Here is an 18,359-nt window from a genome sequence, read left to right as displayed (position 1 = left end):
GCCCCCTCGTGGGCCGCCGCCACTCGCCGGCTTGACTCCGGCATGAGGGAATGTTTGCCCAGGTCACAGGGTTGTAACGGGCATCGCGACGCGCCATGCCGCCGGGCGGGAACCGCTGGCCGCAGCTCGTCAGCCGCCGTCGCGGCATCCCGACAGACACCCGTGGGCGGCTCCGGCCTGCCCCCAGGAGGAACCCTGTGAAGCCGAACGCCAAGAAGCTGTACGCGAGCGCCCTGCTGGCCGCCACCGCCGCCGTGTCGGGCCTCGGCCTGACGTCCGCCCCCGCCCACGCCGACGGCCTCACCTACGGCCAGGACGTCTCCCACTACCAGCCGGACCACGACTGGGCCGCCAGCGGCGCCGCGTTCGGCATCGTCAAGGCCACCGAGGGCGCCACCCGCGTGGACGCCTCCTTCGCCCGCCACTGGGCCGACCTGGGCGCGAAGGGCAAGGTGCGGGGCGCCTACCACTACGGGCACCCGTCGAACGACCCGATCGCCGAGGCCGACCACTTCCTGTCCGTGGTCGACCGGCAGCCGGCCGCCAGGGGCGACCTGCTCGCGCTCGACCTGGAGACGACCGACGGCCGGTCGGTGACCGAGGTCAACGCCTGGGCCAAGAAGTGGCTGGCGCACGTCCAGGCCAGGACCGGCGTCACGCCGCTGTTCTACAGCGGCTGGAACTTCGCCGACGAGTACGGCCACGGCCTCCAGCGGTACCCGCTGTGGGTGGCCCGCTACGGCAAGGGCCCCGGCCAGGTGACCGCCCCCGCCGACTGGAAGACCTGGACCATCCACCAGTACGCCGACGCACCGGTGGACCAGAACGTCTCCGCGCTCACCCCCGTCCAGCTCAAGGCGCTGGGCCGCAGGTGACCCGCCGTCCTCAGTAGATGAGCTCGTACGCCTCCGGCCGCACCTTGCGCGTACGGGCCCAGTACTCGAAGGTGAAGCCCGGCCAGATCGTCCGGTTCACTCCGTGCTCGTCCAGATACCAGGAGCGGCAGCCGCCCGCGTTCCACACGAGCGGGTCCAGGCGCGCGTGCAGCCGGCGGTTGAAGGCGTCCTGGGCGTCCTTCCGGACGTCCAGCGCCCTGGCCTGGCTTCTGGAGAGCAGGCGCAGGCACTCGATGACGTAGCGGACCTGCGACTCGATCATGAAGACGACCGAGTTGTGCCCGAGGCCGGTGTTCGGGCCGAGCAGGAAGAACAGGTTCGGGAAGCCCGCGGTGGTGATGCCGTGGTAGGTCTCTATGCCGTGCTGCCAGGCGTCCTGGATCTTCAGGCCGTTCCGGCCGGTGATGCGCTGGTCCTGGAGGGCCTCCACGACCTTGAAGCCGGTGCCGTAGACGATCACGTCGGCCTCGTGCTCCTCGCCGGTCGTGGTCACGATCGAGCGGGGGCGGATCTCGGCGATGCCGTCGGTGACGAGGGTGACGTCCGGACTGGTCAGGGCCGGGTAGTAGTCGCTGGAGACGAGCACGCGCTTGCAGCCGATGGTGTAGTCGGGCGTCAGCCTGCGGCGCAGGGCGGGGTCGGGCACCTGCGCCGCCAGGTGCTTGAGCGCCAGCAGCTCGTGCGCCTTCATCAGGCGCGGGTGCACCGCGAAGCCGAGCGCCCGGCTCTCCAGCGCCCAGTAGACGGCCCCGCGCAGGGCCCGCGCCATGCCGGGCAGGGCCGGGACGCGCCGGGCGGCGGGGGAGAAGGCGAAGTCGGGCTTGGGATGGATCCACGGCGGCGTGCGCTGGAAGACGGTCAGCTCGCGCACCCGGGGGGCGAGCTGGGGGACGAACTGGACGGCGGACGCGCCGGTGCCGACGACGGCGACGCGTTTGCCGGTCACGTCGACCGAGTGGTCCCATTCGGCGGAGTGGAAGGAGGGGCCGGCGAAGGATTCCCTCCCCACAATTTCTGGAAATTTCGGGATATGGAGGGCGCCGATGCCGGAAACGATGGCGTTCGTCCGCATGGTTGCGCCGTCGTCCGTGGTGACCGTCCAGTTCCGGCGGTCGTCGTCGTACTCCAGGGACGTGACGTGCTTGTTGTAGCGGATGTGGGGGGTTACTCCGTACTTGTCCGCGCAGGTGCGTACGTAGTCCCAGATCTCGCCCTGCGGGGCGAACATCCGCGACCAGCCGGGGTTCAGCTCGTACGAGTAGGAGTACATGTGCGACGGCACGTCGCACGCGCACCCGGGGTAGGTGTTGTCCCGCCAGGTGCCACCGAGGTCGGCGGCCTTCTCCAGGATCACGAAGTCGTGGTAGCCCGCCTCCTTGAGCTTGATCGCCATGCCGATCCCGGCGAAGCCGGTGCCGATGATCACCAATCCTGGCTCAGCCACTGAACCTCCTGAACTCCGCGTGGGCGGGCGAGCCGGCGATGTAGTCCAGCGCCTGGCGCAGGTCGCCCTCCTGGCTCGGATGGAAGCCGGGCCGCAGGTACCGCGGCGCGGCCAGGGCCAGGCAGCGCAGCGTGGGCACGCGGCCCTGCCTCGACCGGTGGAGGACGTGCGTCCACTTGGCGGTGATGCGCCCGGCGACGAGCGGATCGTTGGCCATGAGGAAGCGGGCGCCCCGGTGGAGCAGCCACACGAGCAGCGGCCCGGCCAGCGCCATCGTCCGCACGCGGCGGGCGTAGCCGCCGTCGAGGTGGGCGAACACGTCGAAGGCCACCTCGCGGTGCTCGACCTCCTCCGCGCCGTGCCAGCGCAGCAGGTCCATCATCACCGGGTCGGCGCCGGCCTCGTCCAGCGGGCGGGCGTCGAGGATCCACTGGCCCAGCACGGCCGTGTAGTGCTCGATCGCGGCGATCATCGCCAGCCGTTCCCGCAGCCAGGACGCCCTGGCCGCCGGTGGCGCCGTCCCGTCGCCCAGCAGCCGCCCGAACAGCCACTCGACGTTGTCCACGTACGGCGCCGGGTCGAGGCCCTGCTCCTTCAGATGGTCGAGGACGTGCTGGTGGGCGACCGCGTGGGTGCCCTCCTGTCCCATGAACCCCTTGACCCGCTCCTTGAGCCCTTCGTCGGCGATGAGCGGAAGCGCCTGCTTGAAGACGTGCACGAACCAGCGTTCCCCGGCGGGCAGCAGCAGGTGCAGGGCGTTGAGGGCGTGCGTGCTCGTAGGGTCGCCGGGCACCCAGTGCAGCGGCGTGCTCTCCCAGGAGAAACGCACCCGGCGTGGCTTGATGTCCGCTGTATTGGACATGTTGTCCAATGTAGTCAGTCGTCAGCCGCCGGTCCAGTCCGGATGAAACCCGTCACACCGACTGGCCGGTATGTCCGGCTTGTGCGGAGACGACAAAGACCCGCCACGGCGTCGGGGCGGGTGGGGTGACCGTATGCGGTTGGGTGCTAGCGGAGCAGCAGGAAGGCGGCGACGCCGATGATCACGATCGCCACGGCGACCGCGAGGATCGGCACCAGCGGCGACTTCTTGGGGGCCGCCGCGGCCTCCTGTTCCTGGCGCTGAGCGAAGGCGCGGAACTGCTGGGTGTTGCCCGCGGGATCGATATGCTGGTCAGACATGGCCAGCAGCCTAGCGCCATGACATGGTCCGTTTGCACCCCTTTGCCACTACCTATAGGCATGGGCTGATGAGGGGACCACTCCCCCCGGCGGATAGCTTTGGGGCATGCTCCGGACCCTGCTCTCACCCCGCGTCGTGGGGCTGCATCTGCTGACGATCGGGGTCCTCGTCGCGTTCATCCTGCTCGGCCGGTGGCAGCTCGGCGTGTTCCAGGACTCCGGCAGGCCGCACGCGGCCGTCGATCCGGCCCCCGTGGGGGTCGCCACGCTGGCCCAGGTGGGCGGGCAGATGGAGGGCGAGGCCGTCGGCCGCAGGGTCGCCGCCGAGGGCACGTACGAGGCCGCCCGGCAGCTCCTGGTCGCCGACCGGCGGCCCGACGTCGACGCCCCCGGCGGCAACGTCTCACGCGGCCACGGCTACTGGGTGCTCACCCCGATCAGGCTCGACGACGGCACACTGATGCCGGTCGTGCGCGGCTGGACGGCCAAGGCGGACGATCCGGGCGTCGCCGCCGTGCCCCAGGGGCGGGTCACGGTGCAGGGCCGGCTGCGGGGCCAGCAGGGCACCGACAGCGTGCAACGGCGGGCAGAGGGGCTGCCTCCGGGGCAGGTGCAGACCGTGTCCACCGGAGAGCTGATCAACCTGTGGACCGGCCAGAAGCTGCGGACCGGCTTCATGGTGGCGCAGCCGCCGTCCGGCTCGCTCACGCAGGTGAAGATCCGGCCGCCGGAGGTCGGCGGCACGCTGACCTGGCGTAACCTGGCTTATGCCGCAAACTGGTGGATCTTCGCTGGATTCGCCGTCTTCATGTGGTTCCACTTCGTCCGCGACGCCGTACGGGCGGATCGGGACCGCGACAAGTCCCCCGAGATGGTTCTGGAAGGTTAACGGTGGAATCGGCTCTCAAGCCCTTCCGGGTGCTCGCCTACGTGGTCGGCGTCATGCTGCTCATCCTGTGCGTCGCCATGGTGCTGCGCTACGGCTTCGGCGCCGCGGAGCTGTCGAAGATCGTCGCGCCCATCCACGGCGGCCTGTACATGATCTACCTCATCACCGTCATGAACCTGGGCATGAAGGCGCGCTGGAGCTGGCCGTACATGCTCGGGGTCATGCTCGGCGGCACGGTGCCGTTCCTGTCGTTCTACGTGGAGCGCAGGGTGCACAACCGGGTGCGCACCGAGCTGAGCGCGGCGAGGGCCTGACGGCCCCCGCCGCGGCCCGCGGGCCTCAGCCGCCGATCCCGCGCCTGCGGGCCCGCTTGAGCCGCTCGCGCTGCGACGGGTCGAGCATGAGGTAGCCGACCACCGGCGCCGCGACCGCGCCGAGCACCACCAGCAGGGTGATCCAGCCCGGCAAGAAGATCAGCGAGAGCAGAACCGCGGCGCCTGCGCCGATGACGTACTTCTGAATGGGCGACATCCCTGGCTTCCTCCGAACGCGGAGCCCGCGCCCCGCCTCTCCCACATTCTGCGTCGCCCGTCCAACGAGTGGACCCGTGCCTGAGGTTCCATGACGCGATGTATCTCAATTGTTGCGGGACCAGAGGGTGAGGTGGATCGAGCCGTATGTGCGGGTCTGTCCTGGGACGAGCGTTCTTTTGAGGGTGCGGTAGCGCTCGTCGTCGGCGTACTTCGTCCCGATCCTGGGGGAGATGAGCCAGACCCGGTCCACGCCCTTCAGGGCCGCGTCCAGTTCGGCGGCCGTGCGCGGGCCGGGCGCGCCGGGCGCGCGGGTCAGGTCCGTCAGGCGGTCGTACGGGGCGCCGTACACGGCCACGAACAGCCGGAAACGCTGCGGCACGAACAGCACCCGGTCGCCCGGACGTTCCTCCGCGGCCAGCGTGGCGGCCAGCGTACGCAGGTCGTCGGGACGGGCGGCGGGCTGCCTCATCGCCGCCTGCGCGGGGAACACCAGCACGGCGAACAGGACCAGGACGGCGACCGGCACGGCCCGCCACCGCACCCCCGCCACGCCGATCCCGGCGAGCAACGCGAGCAGCGGGACCGCGAAGAGCACGTAACGCGGATGGTAGACGGGCTGGACCTGGGAGATCGCGAACGAGAGCGCCACCGGCAAGACCGCCCACACCGCCACGGCCGGGACGCGTACGGCTCCCCACAGGGCGGCGGCGAACAGCACGACCGCCCCCGCCCCCGCGACCTCGCCGGGGAAGGCGGCCAGCTCGGTCCAGCCGGGGGTCCTGAGCCAGAACACCTGGGCGTCCCGCTGACCGGCGGCCAGGAGGAGCAGCGGCACGAGCGCCGCTCCCGCCGCGCCGACCGCGACCGATGACCGCACGACGACCGGCGGCCGGTTCGCGGTGAGCCGGCGGCGGAGGGCGGGCAGCCAGGCGGTGAGCAGGTGGGCGGGGACGAGCAGCAGGGCGTACAGGTGCAGCCAGCCGAGCAGGGCCACGCTCGCGCCGTAGGCCGCGCAGACCGCCGCGCCTGGGCGGTCGAGCAGCTTGACCAGGAGCCACGTGGCCAGCACGGCGACCGCGCTCACCAGGGCGTAGGAGCGGGCCTCCTGGGCGTACCGGGCGGCGATGGGGGTGAGGGCGTACAGGAGGCCGGCGTACAGGCCGGCGGGGGTGCCGGCCAGGCGGCGGCCCAGGGCCGCGACCCCGAGGGCGGCGGCCGTGAAGGCGAGCACCGAGGGCAGGCGGACGGCGATCTCCGGCGGCCAGGGAAGGGCGGCGAAGGGCCGCAGGAGCAGGTAGTAGAGGGCGTGGACGGCGTCGAGGTCGGCGAGGAAGCGGCGCAGCTCGCCGAACGGCATGCGCGCGACCAGCGCGCTGACCGACTCGTCCCGCCACAACGACGGCCCGGAGAGCCCCCAGAACCCGGTCGCCGCGGCGACGGCCGCGGGCACGACCGGCCACCACCGGCCGGCGTCCCGCGTGGCGACACCGGCGCCGGCGGGGCGCGGCAGGACGGGCGCGCGGGTCATCGGCGCGGGCCCATGACCGCCCGGAACTCGTGCCGGAGGGCTTCGGGGGCGGGACGGTCGGCCGGGTTGCCGGACAGGAGGCGCACCAGGACGGGAGCCAGCGCCCCGGCCCGCGCCAGCGACGCCCCCGGCGCGGGCGGCACCCCCTCCACGGCCATGAAGAGGGTGGCGCCCAGGGACCACAGGTCGGCGGCCGGGCTCGCCACCCCCTCCGGAGCCGTGTACGCCGGGACGGTCCCCGACCGCAGCGGGGCGACCAGCGTGGCTCTCCCCTGGTCGGAGATGAGCACGCCGCTCGGCTGCACCGCTCCGTGATGGCCGCCCCTGGCCTGGAGCTGGTCGAGCAGGGCGAGCCCGATCTCGGCCACCTCGGCCGGCGGGAGCGGTCCAAGGGCGCGGACGACCTGGTCGAGCGGCTGGTCGAGGGCCAGCCTCTCCAGCGTCTCGCGGACCACCTCCACCGGCGGCGACCCGGCGGGGTGCAGCATGGCGCGGATCAGCGACCGCAGCGGGTCGGCGCCCTCGGCGGGCACCTGGCCGGGCGGGCGGCCCTCGACGGCGAAGTGCAGCGTGGCGGCCAGCGACCACAGGTCGGCCGAGGGCCGCATGCTGAGGCTCGGCACCCCGAACCCGGTGAGCACCGCCCTCCCGGTGCCGGTCAGCAGCACGTTCCCGGGGCTGACCTGCCCGTGGACGATCCCGGCCGCGTGCGCCACCGACAGCGCCGACAACACGCAGACGCCCATCCTGGCCACCTGGACGACGGGCAGCGGCTGCCGCGCGCGCACGGCCTGCTCCAGCGACACCCCCGAGACGAACTCCATGACCAGCCAGGGCGTCCGGTCCTCGACCAGCACGCCGAGCACCCGGGCGATCGAGGCGTGCCGCAGCCCGGCGGCCCTGCGCGCCTCGTGCAGCGCGGACTCGCGCAGCTCGGGCGGGACGCGCAGCTCTCTGACCGCGACGTCGCGGTGTTCCGTCTCGTCGAAGGCCAGCCGTACGGACCCCGCGCCCAGGGGGTTGAGCAGCCGGTAGCGCCCGGCCAGCTTCCTGGTCTCAGCCATGTCGAGTGCACGATAGCGCTCGCCCGGCCCGCCCGGCCATCACGCGGTCCGGCCGGTCAGCCACGCCTCGTGGGCGTCGTGCAGCCTGCTCCAGAGCCGCTCCTCGTCCTGCTCGGTCAGGTCGTCGAAGGTCAGCGAGAACACGTCGGCGAGCGCCGCGAAGTAGTCGCGCGCCGTCTCCAGGGTGATCGAGTGGCTGCCGGAGCCGACGCGGGTCAGGACGAGCCCGCGCAGCGTGTCCACGCCCGACGCGTCCCGCCTCTGCACGACGGCGGTGCGCACGAACCCCGACGACGGCGACGTCGACAAATGGTTGTGCATATCAACGAAGGCGGACATCTCCGTTGGGGTCCGCTCGAAATCCATCCCTACGAACGAACCGCTCGGGTCATGGTCGAACCGCCACCCGCCGGGCGCGACCTGCGACGGCCGCAGGACGTACGTGAACGGCCCCTGCCGGTACGCGCCCGCGACCAGCGGCAGCGGCTCGTGCACGCCGTCCCCGAGGCCGAGGTCGGCCAGCCACTCGCCGCCCGGGTTGTCCTGGCTCGGCAGGCCGCGCACGGTCAGCACGAGGTGGTTGCCGGTGACGCCGGGCTCGCTGCCGGGGTTCTGCACGCCGCCGACGTGCCTGGTCACGTCGTAGCCGAGGCTCCTGATCAGCTCGGAGAAGGCGCCGTTCAGGTGGTAGCAGTAGCCGCCGCGGCCCCTGATGATGCGCTCGGCGGACTCGACGGGATCGAGGGAGGTGGGGCGGCCGAGCCAGATCTCCAGCGCCTCGTAGGCGACCTTCTCGACGTGCGCGACGTGCAGCGCGCGCAGGCCCTCGGCGCTCGCGGGGGCGCCTATCAGGTGGGACAGGCCCAGACGGCTGAGGTAGCCAGCGGTGTTCACGCGGCAAGTCTGCACCAGATGTGCACAAATTATGGAGTGTCGTCTGCACGGCGCACTTCTAGGCTTTCGTACGTGGCAGAGCAGCGGTGCGTCCTCGTGGTCGAGGACGATGTGACGATCGCCCTGGCCGTACGGAACAGGCTGGCCGCCGAGGGTTTCGACGTCCGGGTGGCGGGCGACGGGCAGGACGCCCTGGTCCAGTACGGGAAGGCGGAGCCCGACCTGGTGATCCTCGACCGGCTGTTGCCCGGTCTGGACGGGCTGGAGGTGTGCCGCAGGATGCAGGCGTTGCGCCCGGTGCCCGTCCTCATGCTGACCGCGCTCGGCGAGGAGACCGACGTGCTGGTCGGGCTGGGGGTGGGGGCCGACGACTACCTGGCCAAGCCGTTCAGCATGCGCGAGCTGGTGGCCAGGATCCACGCGCTGCTGCGCCGGGTCGAGCGGGCCGCCCAGCTCGCCGTCGAGGACACCGTGATCAGGGTCGGCGAGGTGGAGATCGACACGGCCGCGCGCCGGGTGTTCGTGGGCGGGATCGAGGCCCAGCTCACCAGGACCGAGTTCGACCTGCTGCGGCGGCTGGCCGAGCGGCCCGGGCAGGTCTTCGAGCGCGACCGGCTGCTGTCGGACGTGTGGGGCTTCTCCGAGGCCGCCGCGACCAGGACCGTGGACAGCCACGTCCGCGCGCTGCGCCGCAAGCTCGGCTCCGACGTGGTGCGCACCGTCCACGGCGTGGGTTACGCCCTGGTCCGGCAATGAGGCCGCTCGACTTCCTCGGCCGCATCAAGGTCAAGCTGGGCATCGTCATCGTGCTGGCGGTGGGCACCGCGTTCGTGGTGAACGAGGTGGGGCTCAACGCCGGGTTCACCCGGGACGTCCGGATCGTGGTCGCGGTCATCCTCGCGTTGATCATGGTCCAGGTGCTGGCCATGGGGATGACCAAGCCGCTGCGCCAAATGGCCAGGGCCGCCCAGACGATCGCCAAGGGCAGCTACGGCCTGCGGGTCAGCGCCACCTCGCGGGACGAGGTGGGCGAGCTGGCCAGGGCGTTCAACGCGATGGCCGCCGACCTCGGCGAGGTGGACCGGCAGCGGCGCGAGCTCGTCGCGAACGTCAGCCACGAGCTGCGCACCCCCATCACCGGCCTGCGCGCGGTGCTGGAGAACGTCGTGGACGGTGTCTCCGCGCCCGACCCGGTCACCATGAGGACCGCGCTCGCCCAGACCGAACGGCTCGGCCGCCTGGTCGCCCAGCTGCTCGACCTGTCCAGGCTCGACTCCGGTACCCGGCTGATCGAGCCCGAGGCCGTCGCGCTGGCGCCGCTGGTCGAGCAGGCCGTGCGGGAGGCGTCGCTGGCCCGCGAGGACGTCACGATCGAGGCGTCGGTGCCCGGCGGGCTCGGGGTGCGGGCCGATCCCGACCTGCTGGCGCAGGTGCTGGCGAACCTGCTGGACAACGCCGTACGGCACAGCCCTCCCGGGGGCGTGGTGACGGTGGCGTGCGGCGCGGAGCGGGACGGGGCCCGGGTGGTGGTGGCCGACCAGGGGCCGGGCATCCCGGAGACGGCCAGGGGGCGGGTGTTCGAACGGTTCTCCCGGCTGGACGCCGGACGTGCGGCCGACTCCGGGGGCGCGGGGCTGGGCCTGGCGATCGTCAAGGAGGTCGTGGAGCTGCACGGGGGGTCGATCCGCATCGAGGACTGCGCGGGGTGCCGCATGGTCGTCGATCTACCAGGAAGGACGACGATGACGGACACACCGTTCCACATGGGGGCGGACCGGGGGCGCGACGACCGCCTGGGGGACGCGCTTCCCCCGGCCGACGCACCCCTGGCAACCGGCGACGGCCACCCCCCACCCGCCGTCCCAACCCCGGCGCCCCCGCCCACCACGACGGCCCCCGGCACCCCGGCGGCCCCGGACACGACTGCGGATCCAGACACGACAGCAGGCAACGGCATCACGGCAGGCCCCGGAACGACGGCGGGCCACGGCATCACGGCCGGTCAGGGCGCGATGGCGGGTCAGGGTGCGGTGGCGGGTCAAGGCGCAATGGCAGGTGATGGCGGGGTCGCGGGTCAGGGCGCGATGGCAGGTGATGGCGCGGCCGTGGGTCAGGCCGCGATGGCGGGTCTGGGCGTGGCCGCCTCGGAAACACCGGTCCGGCCGGCCACGGCCGAGGATGCGCCGCAGCCCGCCCCGGCAACGACGGGCCCCGGCCCGCTCGCGGCGTCCGGCACACCGCGAGGGAGCGGCTCGCCCACAGGGCCCGGCTCGCCCCCAGGGTCTGGAGCAGCCACAGGGTCCGACATTCCCGCGGGGGATGGCGCTCCCGCAGGGGCCGGCGCCCTCACAGGTGGCATCTCCTCAGGAGTGGGCATCCCCACAGGCGGCATCCCCACCGGGTCCCCCATCCCCGCAGCGTCCGGCGAGCCCGTAGGGGCCGGCGTGCCCGTAGGGGCCGGGGTGCCCGCGGGGTCGGGGGCGTCGACGCGGCCCGGGGTGCCGGTGGGGGCCGGAGGGGCGGCGGCGGCCGGGGCGGTGCACTCCGCGCCGGCGGGTGCGGCTCCGGGGGCGATGGGGAGTGGGGGGCTCGCCAGGATGGTCGGCGGCGGGATCCTCGGGGTGATCGTCGGCTTCCTGGGCGGCCTGTTCGCGGCCGTGCTGGTCTCGATGACCCTCGGCGACGGCCTCGCGCTCGTCACCCTCGTCATGGTGACCGCCATGGGCGGCGCGCTCGGCATCGCGCTGGGCGCGGGCTCGGCGCGCAGGACGGCGGCCTACCAAGCCGCCTACCAGGGCGCCACCCACCAAGGCGCCGTCCACGAGGGCGGCACCTACCAGGGTGCCGTCCATCAGGGTGCCACCTACCAAGGCGCCTACCAGGGGGCGGGCCGGGGCCCGGCCGGGGGCGAGGGGCCGGCTGGATCCCAGGCAGGGGGCGGGGCCGGGGGCGGCCAGGTGTACGTGCCGCCGCCGCTCTTCCCCAGGCCCGAGCTGCCCGCCGCGCCGCGCTGGCTGCTGCCGGCCGCTGCCGGCGCGGGCGTGTTCGCCGCCGTCGCGCTGCCCGACGCGCAGGTCGGGCTGGGGATCGTGCTCGTCGCCATGGTGCTCGGCGCGGCGGCGCTGCCGGCCGCGCTGCGCAGGATGACCCCCTGGACGCTGGCGTTCGGGATGACGGCGTACTGGCTGATCTCCATGGCGGCCGTGCGCGACGCGGACTGGCTGGTCGCGATCCTGCTCATGGCGGGGGCCGGGCTGGGCGCGCTGGCGGTGTCCGGGGCGGGGGCGGGATGGCTGGGCGTGATCAGGGGCGGCATGTCCGTGGTGCTCGCGCTCGGTCCGGTGCCGTGGTTCCTCGCCGGGCCGTTGCGGAAGCTGACCGCCAGGCGGCGGATCCTGCCGGTGCTCGCGGGGCTCGGCATCACGGTCGTGCTGGTGCTGGTGTTCGGGCTGCTGTTCGCCTCGGCCGACGCGGTGTTCGCCTCGTACGTCGAGCGCCTGACCAGCACCCCGGCCTGGGCCGACTCGGTGCCTTCGCGGATCTTCGTCTTCGGGTTCGTCGCCGTGCTGCTGGCCGCCACGGTGCTGGTCGCGCTGCGGCCGGTGATCGACCCGGTCGGCCCGGAGCACAAGTTCGGCGTGAGCAGGAGCGTGTGGCTGGTGCCGCTGGTCGGGGTGAACCTGCTGTTCTCGGCGTTCGTGGCGGTCCAGATCAGGGTGCTGTTCGGCGGCGACGGCTGGGTGCTGAGGACGGCGGGCCTGACCTACGCCGAGTACGCCAGGCAGGGGTTCTTCCAGCTCGTGGTGGTCAGCGTGTTCGTGCTGGGCATCGTCGCGGTGGCCGGGGGGCTGCTGCGGACCGAGCGCGGCGAGCGCTGGCTGCTGGCCGTCATGCTGGGCGTGTTGTGCGGGCTGACCATGGTGGTGCTGGCCTCGGCCCTGCACCGGATGAGCCTCTACACCGACGCCTACGGCCTGTCGCGGCTGCGGATCTCGGTGCAGGCCACGGTGTGGTGGCTGGGCGCGCTGTTCGCGCTGGTGCTGCTGGCCGGGGCGGTACGCCTGGCGGGCCGCGGCTCCGGCTGGCTGCCGCGCACGGTCGTCCTGGTCACCGGGCTCGGCCTGGGGGCGTTCGCGATGGTGAACCCCGATCTCCAGGTCGCGCAGACCCAGGTCGAGGTGCGCGGCGTGACCAACATGGACTCCGACTACCTGGGCGACCTCGGCGCGGAGGCCGTGCCCGCGATCGACCGGCTGCCCGAGCCGCAGCGCAGTTGCGTGCTGGCCGACGTCGTCCGCGCCAACGGGCTCGACCGCCCCGACCCGTGGAACGGCTGGAACCTCGCCCGCGCCCGTGCCAGGGACCTGCTGGCCGAGCGGCCCGTCGCCCGCCCGATCACGTGCCCATCGGCGTCCTCACGCGGCTCTGATTGAATCTTGGTGTGAGGTTCGACGTAGTCATCAGCGGCGGCCGGGTGCTCGACGGCACGGGCGCGCCGCCGTACCGGGCGGATGTGGGGATCGCGGGCGACGAGGTCGCGGCGGTCGGCAGGCTGGGCGGCGCGCAGGCGGCGACGGTGATCGACGCGACCGGCCGGTTCGTCGCGCCGGGCTTCGTCGACTGCCACGCCCACGGCGACGCCGCCGTGTTCGACCCCGCCGTGCAGCTCGCGGCGTTGCGGCAGGGGGTGACCACGTTCGTCCTGGGGCAGGATGGTCTGTCCTTCGCGCCTGGGTCGGCCGAGACCGTCGCCTACGCCTCCCGCTACTTCGCCGCCGTCAACGGCGCCCTGCACGAGGGCCCGCTGAGCGTGGCCGAGCTGCTCGACGGCTACGACCGCGCGGTGGCGGTGAACACGGCCTACCTGCTGCCGCACGGCACGATCCGCTACGACGTCCTCGGGCCCTCGCCGGAGGCGGCCTCGCGGGCGGAGCTGGGCGCGATGGTCGAGCGGGTCGAGCGCGGCCTGTCCGAGGGCGCGGTCGGGCTGTCCAGCGGGCTGGAGTACCTGCCGGGCCGCTACGCCGACGCCGCCGAGCTGGCCACTCTGTGCGCGCCGCTCGGCGGCCTGCCGTACGTCACCCACATGCGGGCCTACGGCGCGAACGCCGGGGTCGGCATGGCGGAGGTCGTGGACATCGCCGGTCGGTCGGGCGCGGCCGTGCACGTCTCCCACCTGCACGGGCCGGCCGACGTGCTGCTGCCGCTGGTCGGCAAGGCGCATGACGAGGGCGTCGACCTCACCTTCGACACCTATCCCTACCTGCGCGGCAGCACGATCCTGGCCATGGTGGTGCTGCCGCCGTCCGTGCCGGGCGCCGACACCGACGCGGCGCTGGAGATGATCGCCTCGCCCGAGCTGGACGACTGGTGGGCGGGGCTCGGCGAGGTCTACCCCCGGCTGACCGTCTCCCACGCGCCCGGCCTGGAATGGGCCGAAGGGCTCGCCCTGCCGGACGCCGCCGAGCGGGCCGGCATGACGCCCGCCGCGTTCTGCCGCCACCTGCTGGTGGAGACGCGGCTGGAGGCCGGGTGCGTCTCGGCCCGTCCCGACGAGGGCCCGGCGGGGGAGGAGTCCGTACGCCGGATCCTGCGCCATCCCTCCCACACCGGCGGCTCCGACGGCATCTACGTGGGCGGTCATCCGCATCCGCGCGGGTTCGGGGCCTTCGCCAGGTTCCTCGGCCGGCACGTCCGCGAGCTGGGCGACTGGACGTGGGAGCAGGCGGCCGTGCACCTGGCCTCCCACCCGGCCCGGCGGTTCGGGCTCGACCGGCGCGGGCTGGTACGCGGCGGGTACGTCGCCGACCTGGTGGTGTTCGACCCGCTCACGGTGTCGGACCGGTCGACGTACGCCGATCCGCGCACCCCCGCGCACGGCGTGGACGACGTGCTCGTGTCCGGCGTACGGGTGCTGACCGGCGGCGAGCTGACCGGGGCCCGTCCCGGACGGGCGCTTCGATCACGCTGATCCCGCCTGGGATAAGGTCAGACGCGGATAAAAGGGGGATGTCGTGCAGGTGATCCTTGGGCAGTCCGTCCTCGACGGCGAGCTCGGCTTTCCGCTGATGATCGTGCACCGCGACGCGCTGGAGCACAACGTGGCCACGATGGCGGCCTTCGCCCGCGACCACGGCATGGAGCTGGCTCCGCACGTCAAGACGCACATGTCGCCAGAGATCTCCGCGATGCAGCTCGAAGCGGGCGCCTGGGGGCTGACGGTCGCCACGACCCGGCAGGCCAGGATCGCCCGCGGCTACGGCGGCGACCGGATCATGGTGGCCAACCAGGTCGTCGACACCGCCGGGCTGACCTGGGCCGCCGGAGAGCTCGACCGCGACCCCGCCTTCGACTTCCTCAGCTTCGTCGACTCCGAGGCCGGAGTGGACATCCTCGCCCGGCACGCCTCGACCCGGCCGTTCCGGGTGCTGGTGGAGCTCGGGCACGAAGGCGGACGAGCCGGCTGCCGCACCCTCGACGAGCTGCTGAAGGTGGCCGCGTACGCGCAGGAGACGCCCGGCGTCGAGCTGGCCGGCGTCGCCGGGTACGAAGGGGCGCTGAAGAGCGCCGACGAGGTCCGGCGCTACCTGGGCGGGCTGCAGGAGGCCGTCGAGCACGTCCGCGTGCGCAACCCGATCCTGACGATCGGCGGCAGCCAGTGGTTCGACGTGATCGGGCGCGAGCTGGTCACCACGCACGCCAGGATCCTGCTGCGCAGCGGCGCGTACGTCACCCACGACGACGGCTACTACCGGGAGCGCACGCCGTTCAACCGGATCGAGGGCGAGCTGCGGCCGGCTCTCGAGGTGTGGGCGCACGTGTTGTCCACGCCCGAGCCGGGCCTCGCGATCGTGGGCATGGGCAAGCGCGACGCGCCCTACGACGAGGGCCTGCCGGTGCCGCGCCGGAGCGGCGTCACGATCACGAAGATGCAGGACCAGCACACCGTCGTCCGGGCCGACGGGCTCAAGCCGGGCGACCTGCTGGCCTTCGGGATCTCACACCCGTGCACCGCGTTCGACAAGTGGCGCGTGCTGCCGTTGGTGGACCGGGATTACCGTGTCGTCGGCACGATTCACACCGATTTCTAGGGAGATTCCGTGAAGAAAGAGCTCAAGACCACCGAGGGCGCCGCGCCGGTCGGGGCGTACTCCCAGGGGCTCGTGGTGGGCGACTTCGTGTTCACCTCCGGCATGGGCCCGCTCGACCCGCACACCGGCGAGATCGTCGGCGACGACGTGGCCGCCCAGACCCACCAGGTCATGAAGAACCTCGGGGCCATCCTCGCCGCCCACGGCCTGGGCTTCGACGACGTCGTGAAGTCGACGGTCCACCTCCAGAACGTGAAGGAGGACTTCGCCGCGTACAACGAGGTGTACAAGTCGTACTTCACCCAGCCGTACCCGGTGCGGACGACGGTGGGCTCGCAGCTCATGAACATCCTGGTGGAGATCGACTTCGTCGCGCACAAGAGCGCGTAAGGTCTGCACGTGGACAGTTCGGTATACGTCTTCGCCGAGGACCTGCACGGTGAGGGCGTCGAGCGGGTGCTCGACAGGATCAGCGCGTACGGCGTGGGCGGGGTCACGGTCGGCGCCGTCCACCACGCCGCGCGCGACGTCACCCCGCACGGACTGTCCCGGCTGACCGTCAGGCACGACGGCGTGCACTTCACCCCGCCGGCCGAGCTGTTCGACGGGCTCCGGCTCGCTCCCGTGCCCGGCCACGTCCACGCCCTCGACGGGCTGCGCGAGGCGTGCGCCGGGCGCGGCCTGAAGCTCCACGGCTGGACGGTCTTCCTGCGCAACGCCACGCTCGGCAACGAGCACCCCGACGTGACCGTGCGCGACTGCTTCGGCGACCGCGGCTCGCTCGTCGACCTGTGCCCGGCCCATCCCGACGTGCGCGAATACTCCGTCGCGCTGGCCAGGGCGGTGGCCCGGCTGGGCGTCGAGAGCGTGGTCGCCGAGGCGCTGCACTTCACGCCGGTCGAGCCGCAGCGCTCCTTCGTGCAGCTCGGCCCCATGGACTCGTTCCTGTTCGGGCTCTGCTTCTGCGACCACTGCATGCGCCGGGCCACCGACCTGGGCGTGAACGCCGAGGTGGCGCGCGAGGAGTGCGCGCGGATCGTGGGCGGCGTCTTCGACGGCGACCCGGCCGCGCAGGGCGAGGTGACCAGGGCGGCGCTCACCGCCTACGCCGGGCCCGAGGTGGTGGCGTACGCGCGGGCGCGCTCCGAGACCGTCACCACGCTGGTCTCCGAGGTGTCCTCGGCGGTCGCCGAGGAGGGCTCCAAGCTGGTCTTCATCGACTCGACGGGGGCGGTGAAGGGCTACCGGGACGGCCTGCCGACGCCGGGCCTGGCCGCCCACGACGCCTGGCAGCTCGGCGTGGACCTGGTGGCGCTGGGCGACCTGGTGCCCGCCTTCGGCGTGCTGGCGTACGCGCGGGACGCGGCGCGGGTGGCCGACGACGTGGGCGCGTACCTGCGGTCGGTGGGCAAGGACCGCGAGGTGCGCGCGGTGCTGCGGCCCGGCTACCCCGACAGCGACTCGACCGACCGCCTGGTGGCCAAGGCCAGGGGCGCGAAGGCGGCGGGCGCGCTGGCGGTCGACTTCTACGCCTACGGTCTGGTGCCGCACCCGGTGCTCGACCGCATCCCGGCCGCCCTGGCCGCCGCCGGCTGACCCACCAGGCCCCACATCACGCGCAGCCGCTCAGAAGGCGTCGAGCAGGGCCGAGACGGCCTTCTCGGCGTAGCCGCCGGGCAGGGGCAGGCCGCGGAAGACCGTGCGCATCCACACGGCCCCGGCCAGCAGATCCATGATCAGCAACGGGTCGGCCGACGCGCTCAGCTCACCCCGCCGCACCGCGCGCTCGAACACCACGCCTTCCCGCGCGAACCGGTCGGCGAAGAACCGGCGGGCGTCGAGCTCGGGATGGCGCACGGCGGCGGCCAGTGCCGCGACCGCGATGTCGCTGCCGGGCGGCTCGGTGAGCAGCCGCCCGACCTGCTCGACCAGCGCCACCAGGTCACCCCGGAACGACCCGGTGTCCGGCGGCTCGATCGCCAGCACGTCCGACTCGACCAGCGCGGCGCCCAGCAGCGCGGCCTTGGACGGCCACCACCGGTAGATCGTCGTCTTGTTGACCCCCGAGCGCTCGGCGACCCCCTCGACGGTCAGCCCGTCGTAGCCCTTCTCCGCGACCATCCACAGCGTCGCGTCGAAGATCTCCTGCTGCTTCCTCGGCGCCATAGGTCATTTTCTCCCGGCGAACGCCATGGCCACGCCGAGCCCCAGGTAGACGACGCCGCTGACGTACCGCAGAGCCTTGGCGCCCCTGGTCAGGCGGGCGCCGAGGGTGCCGGCGGTGAGGGCGTACACGACGTCGGAGACGAACCCCAGGAGCAGCAGCGTCAGGCCGAACACGACGATCTGCAGCGCCGGCGAGCCGGCGCCGGGGTCAACGAACTGCGGGAGGAAGGCCACGAAGAACAGCGCAACCTTGGGGTTGAGCACGTTGACCAGGACCCCTTCGAGGAACACCTTGGACAGCGGCTGCACGGGCGGCGTCCCGGCCTGCGCGTCCTTGGCGGTGAAGGCGCGCACGCCCAGGTAGACGAGGTAGGCCACGCCGACCCACTTGACGACCGCGAACAGCGTGGCCGACCGCGAGATCACGTACGAGAGCCCGGCCGCGGCGGCGGCGATGTGCACCAGCGTCCCGGTCTCCACGCCGAGCGCGCTGGCCAGCCCGGCGGCCCTGCCCTGGGCCGGGCCCCTCGCGGCGATGTAGAGGTGGTTGGGGCCGGGGACGACCACCAGGGTGAGCGAGGCCGCCGTGAAGAGCACGAAAGTCGTCAAGGAGATCACGAAAGAGCAGCGTAGAGTGGGGCCGGTATGACGATGAGGGCCAATTCCGCGGCG

General features: G+C 72.9%; 18 protein-coding genes. 9 read left to right on the top strand and 9 right to left on the bottom strand.

Annotated features, from left to right (window positions below; translation table 11 throughout):
* Window positions 1-197 precede the first annotated feature (197 nt).
* The gene (locus ACNF49_RS51095; protein ID WP_357970481.1) at window positions 198-875 is read left to right on the top strand and encodes a glycoside hydrolase family 25 protein; all 678 of its coding nucleotides are present in this window, start codon (window positions 198-200) and stop codon (window positions 873-875) included.
* A 10-nt stretch (window positions 876-885) separates the two neighbouring features.
* Here the strand turns inward: ACNF49_RS51095 and ACNF49_RS51090 are convergent, their stop codons facing one another.
* The 3 genes from ACNF49_RS51090 to ACNF49_RS51080 form a co-directional block, all read right to left on the bottom strand.
* Window positions 886-2,340, bottom strand: coding sequence for a flavin-containing monooxygenase (locus tag ACNF49_RS51090; protein WP_498703676.1), 1,455 nt, complete (start codon window positions 2,338-2,340; stop codon window positions 886-888).
* Window positions 2,333-3,202 (bottom strand): metal-dependent hydrolase, encoded by an 870-nt coding sequence (locus tag ACNF49_RS51085; RefSeq protein WP_482942185.1) that lies wholly within the window; start codon window positions 3,200-3,202, stop codon window positions 2,333-2,335. The genes ACNF49_RS51090 and ACNF49_RS51085 overlap by 8 nt, the downstream gene beginning before the upstream one ends.
* Window positions 3,203-3,348: 146 nt before the next feature.
* Window positions 3,349-3,522 carry a hypothetical protein gene (locus ACNF49_RS51080; protein ID WP_357970489.1) on the bottom strand — a complete coding sequence of 58 codons (174 nt, stop codon included), beginning with the start codon at window positions 3,520-3,522 and terminating at the stop codon, window positions 3,349-3,351.
* Window positions 3,523-3,628: 106 nt separating this feature from the next.
* Between ACNF49_RS51080 and ACNF49_RS51075 the strand changes: the two genes are divergently transcribed.
* Both ACNF49_RS51075 and ACNF49_RS51070 read left to right on the top strand, forming a co-directional pair.
* Window positions 3,629-4,411, top strand: a complete 783-nt coding sequence (locus tag ACNF49_RS51075; RefSeq protein ID WP_357970490.1) for an SURF1 family protein — start codon at window positions 3,629-3,631, stop codon at window positions 4,409-4,411.
* Window positions 4,412-4,413: 2 nt separating this feature from the next.
* The gene (locus ACNF49_RS51070; protein WP_357970492.1) at window positions 4,414-4,725 is read left to right on the top strand and encodes a DUF3817 domain-containing protein; all 312 of its coding nucleotides are present in this window, start codon (window positions 4,414-4,416) and stop codon (window positions 4,723-4,725) included.
* A gap of 25 nt (window positions 4,726-4,750) precedes the next feature.
* Here ACNF49_RS51070 and ACNF49_RS51065 read toward each other — a convergent pair whose 3' ends face one another.
* The 4 genes from ACNF49_RS51065 to ACNF49_RS51050 all read right to left on the bottom strand — a co-directional run bounded on the left by ACNF49_RS51065 (window position 4,751) and on the right by ACNF49_RS51050 (window position 8,430).
* The gene (locus ACNF49_RS51065; RefSeq protein ID WP_357970494.1) at window positions 4,751-4,942 is read right to left on the bottom strand and encodes a tail-anchor membrane protein; all 192 of its coding nucleotides are present in this window, start codon (window positions 4,940-4,942) and stop codon (window positions 4,751-4,753) included.
* 105 nt (window positions 4,943-5,047) lie between these two features.
* The gene (locus ACNF49_RS51060) at window positions 5,048-6,472 is read right to left on the bottom strand and encodes a glycosyltransferase family 39 protein (protein ID WP_482942184.1); all 1,425 of its coding nucleotides are present in this window, start codon (window positions 6,470-6,472) and stop codon (window positions 5,048-5,050) included.
* The gene (locus ACNF49_RS51055; RefSeq protein WP_357970498.1) at window positions 6,469-7,536 is read right to left on the bottom strand and encodes a protein kinase domain-containing protein; all 1,068 of its coding nucleotides are present in this window, start codon (window positions 7,534-7,536) and stop codon (window positions 6,469-6,471) included. The genes ACNF49_RS51060 and ACNF49_RS51055 overlap by 4 nt, the downstream gene beginning before the upstream one ends.
* A 39-nt stretch (window positions 7,537-7,575) precedes the next feature.
* A complete protein-coding gene (locus ACNF49_RS51050) occupies window positions 7,576-8,430 on the bottom strand; it encodes an arylamine N-acetyltransferase family protein (protein WP_482942183.1) in 855 nt (284 codons plus the stop codon).
* Between the two features lie 72 nt (window positions 8,431-8,502).
* Here ACNF49_RS51050 and ACNF49_RS51045 point away from each other — a divergent pair, with 72 nt between their 5' ends.
* The 6 genes from ACNF49_RS51045 to ACNF49_RS51020 are packed head-to-tail and all read left to right on the top strand — an operon-like array spanning window position 8,503 to window position 17,117.
* A complete protein-coding gene (locus tag ACNF49_RS51045; protein WP_482942182.1) occupies window positions 8,503-9,186 on the top strand; it encodes a response regulator transcription factor in 684 nt (227 codons plus the stop codon).
* The gene (locus tag ACNF49_RS51040; RefSeq protein ID WP_482942181.1) at window positions 9,183-12,863 is read left to right on the top strand and encodes a DUF4153 domain-containing protein; all 3,681 of its coding nucleotides are present in this window, start codon (window positions 9,183-9,185) and stop codon (window positions 12,861-12,863) included. The genes ACNF49_RS51045 and ACNF49_RS51040 overlap by 4 nt, the downstream gene beginning before the upstream one ends.
* Before the next feature lie 8 nt (window positions 12,864-12,871).
* Window positions 12,872-14,401 carry an N-acyl-D-amino-acid deacylase family protein gene (locus ACNF49_RS51035; RefSeq protein ID WP_482942180.1) on the top strand — a complete coding sequence of 510 codons (1,530 nt, stop codon included), beginning with the start codon at window positions 12,872-12,874 and terminating at the stop codon, window positions 14,399-14,401.
* Between the two features lie 43 nt (window positions 14,402-14,444).
* The gene (locus ACNF49_RS51030) at window positions 14,445-15,521 is read left to right on the top strand and encodes an alanine racemase (protein WP_357970509.1); all 1,077 of its coding nucleotides are present in this window, start codon (window positions 14,445-14,447) and stop codon (window positions 15,519-15,521) included.
* A 9-nt stretch (window positions 15,522-15,530) separates the two neighbouring features.
* Window positions 15,531-15,911: a RidA family protein gene (locus ACNF49_RS51025; RefSeq protein WP_352349473.1), complete on the top strand. Its 381-nt coding sequence runs from the start codon at window positions 15,531-15,533 to the stop codon at window positions 15,909-15,911.
* A gap of 9 nt (window positions 15,912-15,920) precedes the next feature.
* Window positions 15,921-17,117, top strand: a complete 1,197-nt coding sequence (locus ACNF49_RS51020; protein WP_482942179.1) for a hypothetical protein — start codon at window positions 15,921-15,923, stop codon at window positions 17,115-17,117.
* Window positions 17,118-17,147: 30 nt separating this feature from the next.
* Here the strand turns inward: ACNF49_RS51020 and ACNF49_RS51015 are convergent, their stop codons facing one another.
* Both ACNF49_RS51015 and ACNF49_RS51010 read right to left on the bottom strand, forming a co-directional pair.
* Window positions 17,148-17,687 (bottom strand): TetR/AcrR family transcriptional regulator, encoded by a 540-nt coding sequence (locus tag ACNF49_RS51015; RefSeq protein WP_357970515.1) that lies wholly within the window; start codon window positions 17,685-17,687, stop codon window positions 17,148-17,150.
* 3 nt (window positions 17,688-17,690) lie between these two features.
* Window positions 17,691-18,305: a LysE family translocator gene (locus tag ACNF49_RS51010; RefSeq protein WP_482942178.1), complete on the bottom strand. Its 615-nt coding sequence runs from the start codon at window positions 18,303-18,305 to the stop codon at window positions 17,691-17,693.
* Window positions 18,306-18,359: the final 54 nt, after the last annotated feature.

Source organism: Actinomadura sp. ATCC 39365 (genome assembly GCF_054392275.1).
The sequence above is the reverse complement of the archived record's forward strand: the minus strand, read 5'-3'. Positions and strand labels throughout refer to the sequence as shown.